The sequence below is a fragment of the Streptomyces sp. NPDC037389 genome (assembly GCF_040636475.1).
In the GTDB taxonomy this organism is placed as follows: domain Bacteria; phylum Actinomycetota; class Actinomycetes; order Streptomycetales; family Streptomycetaceae; genus Streptomyces; species Streptomyces hesseae.
In genome coordinates, this window is record NZ_JBEZUS010000003.1 from 156,165 (window position 1) to 160,656 (window position 4,492).

The 4,492-nt window shown below is 70.4% G+C and carries 5 protein-coding genes; 1 reads left to right on the forward strand and 4 read right to left on the reverse strand.

Going from position 1 to position 4,492, the window contains the following annotated elements:
* Window positions 1-120 precede the first annotated feature (120 nt).
* The 4 genes from AB0E98_RS07505 to leuC all read right to left on the reverse strand — a co-directional run bounded on the left by AB0E98_RS07505 (window position 121) and on the right by leuC (window position 3,381).
* On the reverse strand, window positions 121-810 hold the full coding sequence (locus tag AB0E98_RS07505; RefSeq protein WP_361699610.1) for an HU family DNA-binding protein: 690 nt from the start codon (window positions 808-810) through the stop codon (window positions 121-123).
* 122 nt (window positions 811-932) lie between these two features.
* The gene (locus AB0E98_RS07510; protein ID WP_311615514.1) at window positions 933-1,178 is read right to left on the reverse strand and encodes a hypothetical protein; all 246 of its coding nucleotides are present in this window, start codon (window positions 1,176-1,178) and stop codon (window positions 933-935) included.
* Window positions 1,179-1,347: 169 nt separating this feature from the next.
* Window positions 1,348-1,941 (reverse strand): 3-isopropylmalate dehydratase small subunit, encoded by a 594-nt coding sequence (gene leuD, locus AB0E98_RS07515; protein WP_361699612.1) that lies wholly within the window; start codon window positions 1,939-1,941, stop codon window positions 1,348-1,350.
* Between the two features lie 3 nt (window positions 1,942-1,944).
* Window positions 1,945-3,381 (reverse strand): 3-isopropylmalate dehydratase large subunit, encoded by a 1,437-nt coding sequence (leuC, locus tag AB0E98_RS07520; protein WP_361699613.1) that lies wholly within the window; start codon window positions 3,379-3,381, stop codon window positions 1,945-1,947.
* A gap of 100 nt (window positions 3,382-3,481) precedes the next feature.
* Here leuC and ndgR point away from each other — a divergent pair, with 100 nt between their 5' ends.
* On the forward strand, window positions 3,482-4,210 hold the full coding sequence (gene ndgR / locus AB0E98_RS07525) for an IclR family transcriptional regulator NdgR (RefSeq protein WP_126916265.1): 729 nt from the start codon (window positions 3,482-3,484) through the stop codon (window positions 4,208-4,210).
* The last annotated feature ends 282 nt before the right edge of the window (window positions 4,211-4,492 follow it).

Here is a 4,492-nt window from a genome sequence, read left to right on the forward strand (position 1 = left end):
GGTTGACGACCGGCCAGTCGGCGGGCGGGCAGCCCAGCGCGTCCATGGCCTGCTCCAGCTGGGCGTCGAGGTCCCAGGCGTTGGCGCCGGCCCGGCGCGTTACGCCGTACGTCCGCTGCCTTACTTCTTCTTGGCAGTGGTCTTCTTGGCAGTGGTCTTGCGCGCGGCGGTGGTGCGGGTGGTGGCCTTCTTCGCGGGCGCGGTCTTCTTCGCCGCGGCCGCCTTCTTGGCCGGAGCCGCCTTCTTCGCCACGGCCGCCTTCTTCGCGGGCGCCGCCTTCTTGGCGGTGGCCTTGGTGGCGGGGGTGGCCTTCTTGGCCGCCGTGGTCTTCTTGACCGCGGTCGCCTTCTTGGCGGCCGTCGTCTTCTTCGCGGCCGTGGTCTTCGCCGCGGTCGTCTTCTTGACGGCGGTCTTCTTCGCGGCCGCCTTCTTGGCGGTGGCCTTCTTGGCCGCGGCCTTGGTGGTGGCCTTGCCGGCGGTCAGGCTGCCCTTGGGCGCCTTCTTGACGGAGACCTCGCCGGCCTTCGGGAGCTTCTTCGTGCCGCTCACCAGGTCCTTGAAGCCCTGACCCGCACGGAAGCGCGGCACCGAGGTCTTCTTGACCCGGACGCGCTCGCCCGTCTGCGGGTTACGAGCGTAACGGGCCGGGCGGTCGACCTTCTCGAACGAACCGAAGCCGGTCACCGAGACACGGTCACCGCCGACAACCGCACGGACAATCGCGTCGAGCACCGCGTCGACGGCGTCCGCGGCCTGCTGACGGCCGCCGACCTTGTCGGCAATCGCTTCAACGAGCTGCGCCTTGTTCACGTCTTCCCCTTCGGAGACATTGGCTGGAAAGTGCTCCAGCTTTTCGCACGTTAGGCAGATATATACCGCAAATCAAACACGAAACGGTCTAATCACCCTTGTGCCGCAACGAACCCGACGCATCACGGAGTTCCGTGCGTGCCGGGATCTTCGGGGAAACGGCCCTCGTCGAGGTCGTTCATCAGCCGGTCCAGACGCCTTGCCGCGCCTGATAGATCGTGCTTCGCCGAGGCCGTGATGGCCAGCAGCTGCCGGGACAGCGCCATCCGTACGCCCTCCGGGACTTGCAGTGCGCGCACCCTTGTGTGCGCTTCCTTCAGTTGGTCGGCGACGAGCCGGTAAAGCTTGAGTTGGCTGTCGCGTTCCATGCACCGATTGTGCCATCTGAGGCGAGTTGTCGCTCCACAGGGCCTCAACAATGCGATGCGCCCCCTGTCCGAAGACAGGGGGCGCATCATGCCAAACCCTGGGTGAGCAGCGGTAATCCGGGGTCCGTGAAGACCGTCCGGCACTGGGCCGAACGAGCCGGAATTGGTCTCAGATTCTTGCCGTGGAGGGCTTGAACGAGGGCCTGCGGGCCTCGTACGCGTCGATGTCGGAGGCGTTCCGGAGGGTCAGGTCGATGTCGTCCAGCCCCTCCAGGAGTCGCCACCGGGCGTTCTCGTCAAGGTCGAAACCGGCCGTCAGTCCACCGGCACGCACCTCGCGCGCCACCAGGTCGACCGTCACCGGGGCCGTGGGGTCCTTCTCGGTCAGCTCCCACAGCGCTTCCACGGTCTCCTGCGGCAGAACGACGGTGAGCAGTCCGTTCTTGAGCGAGTTGCCGCGGAAGATGTCGGCGAAGCGGGACGACACGACGGTTTTGAAACCGTAGTTCTGGAGCGCCCAGACGGCGTGTTCACGGGAGGAGCCGGTACCGAAGTCGGGGCCGGCGATCAGCACGCTGGCGCCCGCGCGCTCGGGGCGGTTCAGCACGAACTCCGGGTCCTTGCGCCACGCCTCGAAGAGCCCGTCCTCGAAACCGTCGCGGGTCACCTTCTTCAGCCAGTGCGCGGGGATGATCTGGTCGGTGTCGACGTTGCCGCGGCGCAGCGGGACGGCCCGGCCGGTGTGGGTGGTGAACGCTTCCATCGGTCAGGCCTCCACGGGAGTGGGTACGTCGGTGGCGAGGCCGGGCAGGTCGCCCGGGGCGGCGAGATGACCCAGCACGGCGGTGGCGGCGGCCACCTGGGGCGAGACCAGATGGGTGCGGCCGCCCTTGCCCTGCCTGCCCTCGAAGTTGCGGTTGGAGGTGGACGCGGAGCGCTCGCCCGGCGCGAGTTGGTCGGGGTTCATCCCCAGGCACATGGAGCAACCCGCGTGCCGCCATTCGGCGCCGGCCGCCGTGAACACCTTGTCCAGCCCCTCCTCGACCGCCTGGAGGGCCACCCGGACGGACCCGGGGACCACCAGCATCCGGACGCCGTCGGCGACGCCCCGGCCCTCGATGACCGACGCGGCGGCGCGCAGGTCCTCGATGCGGCCGTTGGTGCAGGAGCCCACGAAGACCGTGTCGACACGGATGTCGCGCAGGGCCTGACCCGGCGTCAAGTCCATGTACTCCAGCGCCTTTTCGGCGGCGAACCGCTCGGACGGGTCGGTGTACGAGGCGGGGTCGGGGACCGCGGAGGAGAGCGGCGCGCCCTGGCCCGGGTTGGTGCCCCAGGTGACGAACGGGGAGAGTGCGGCGGCGTCGATGACCACCTCGTGGTCGAAGACCGCGTCGTCGTCGGTGCGCAGGGTGCGCCAGTAGGCGACGGCGTCGTCCCAGTCCGCGCCGCGGGGGGCGTGGGCGCGGCCCTTGAGGTAGGCGAAGGTGGTCTCGTCGGGCGCGATCATGCCCGCCCGGGCGCCCGCCTCGATGGACATGTTGCACACGGTCATCCGGGCCTCCATCGAGAGGTTCTCGATGGCGGAGCCGCGGTACTCGATGACGTAACCCTGGCCGCCGCCCGTGCCGATCCTGGCGATGACCGCGAGGATCAGGTCCTTGGCGGTGACGCCCTCGGGCAGTTCGCCCTCGACGGTGACCGCCATGGTCCTGAACGGCGCCAGCGGCAGGGTCTGGGTGGCCAGGACGTGCTCGACCTGGCTGGTGCCGATGCCGAACGCGAGCGCGCCGAACGCGCCGTGGGTGGAGGTGTGGCTGTCGCCGCAGACCACGGTCGTGCCCGGCTGCGTCAGCCCCAGCTGCGGGCCCACCACGTGGACGACGCCCTGCTCGATGTCGCCCAGCGGATGGAGGCGCACCCCGAACTCGGCGCAGTTGCGGCGCAGGGTCTCCAGCTGGGTGCGGGAGACGGGGTCCGCGATGGGCTTGTCGATGTCGAGGGTGGGGGTGTTGTGGTCCTCGGTGGCGATGGTCAGGTCCAGCCTGCGGACCGGTCGTCCCGCCTTTCGCAGGCCGTCGAAGGCCTGCGGGCTGGTCACCTCGTGGAGCAGGTGGAGATCGATGAAGAGGAGGTCGGGCTCGCCCTCGGCGCGCGTCACGACATGGTCGTCCCAGACCTTCTCCGCGAGTGTCCGTCCCATCGCTGTCTCTCCTGTGGGGTGGGTGGTGTCCGTTCCAGAGTGGCGCTTCTTGGGAGAATATGAACTTGCGTTTCATAGTGTGAGACGCGAGTATCGTTGCATGGACAACAGTAGTGGCGGCTCTAGCGGTGTGGGCGTACTCGACAAGGCGGCTCTGGTTCTGAGCGCTCTGGAGTCCGGCCCGGCGACCCTCGCCGGGCTGGTCACGGCGACGGGGCTCGCGCGTCCGACGGCGCACCGGCTCGCGGTGGCCCTGGAGCACCACCGGATGGTGGCGCGCGACATGCAGGGCCGTTTCATCCTCGGACCCCGGCTGAGCGAGCTCGCGGCCGCGGCGGGCGAGGACCGGCTCCTGGCCACGGCGGGCCCCGTCCTCACGCACCTGCGCGACGTCACGGGCGAGAGCGCGCAGCTCTACCGGCGCCAGGGCGACATGCGGATCTGCGTGGCCGCAGCAGAACGACTGTCCGGATTGCGGGACACGGTGCCCGTGGGCTCCACGCTGCCGATGAAGGCCGGCTCGGCGGCCCAGGTCCTCATGGCCTGGGAGGAGCCTGAGCGGCTGCACCGCGGCCTCCAGGGCGCCCGCTTCACGGCGACCGCGCTCTCGGGCGTACGGCGGCGGGGCTGGGCCCAGTCGATCGGCGAGCGCGAGCCGGGTGTGGCGTCGGTCTCGGCGCCGGTTCGTGGACCGTCCAACCGTGTCGTTGCCGCGGTCTCGGTCTCCGGACCGATCGAGCGCCTCACGCGCCACCCCGGGCGCATGCACGCCCAGGCCGTCCTGGACGCGGCGATCCGCCTCACGGAGGCCTTGCGGCGCAACGGGTGACACGACGGCCCGAGGCCGTACGGCACCGCCGAACCGCGCCGTCGCGGCGGTGTTGAGCCCCGGTCCCGCCCTTTCGCCGTTTCCGAGCGGGGCTCCGCCCCCTCGCACCCCCGGATCGCGGGCTGATTTCAGCCCGTCCGGCGTTTGAGGACCGGGGGTCCGGGGGCGGAGCCCCCGGAAGAAACGGTGAAAGGGCGGGGCCGGGGGGGACCCACCGCGGACCCGGGGGCCCCCCGGCGCCGGGGGTGGCCCGCCCCCCACCCCCCCCGCCCCAAACCCCCC

Bases quoted from the DNA above. Each gene is read 5' to 3' on its own strand.
- ndgR (WP_126916265.1), top strand. From the start codon at position 3,482: ATGGACAACAGTAGTGGCGGCTCTAGCGGTGTGGGCGTACTCGACAAG.
- leuC (WP_361699613.1), bottom strand. From the start codon at position 3,381: ATGGGACGGACACTCGCGGAGAAGGTCTGGGACGACCATGTCGTGACG.
- leuD (WP_361699612.1), bottom strand. From the start codon at position 1,941: ATGGAAGCGTTCACCACCCACACCGGCCGGGCCGTCCCGCTGCGCCGC.
- AB0E98_RS07510 (WP_311615514.1), bottom strand. From the start codon at position 1,178: ATGGAACGCGACAGCCAACTCAAGCTTTACCGGCTCGTCGCCGACCAA.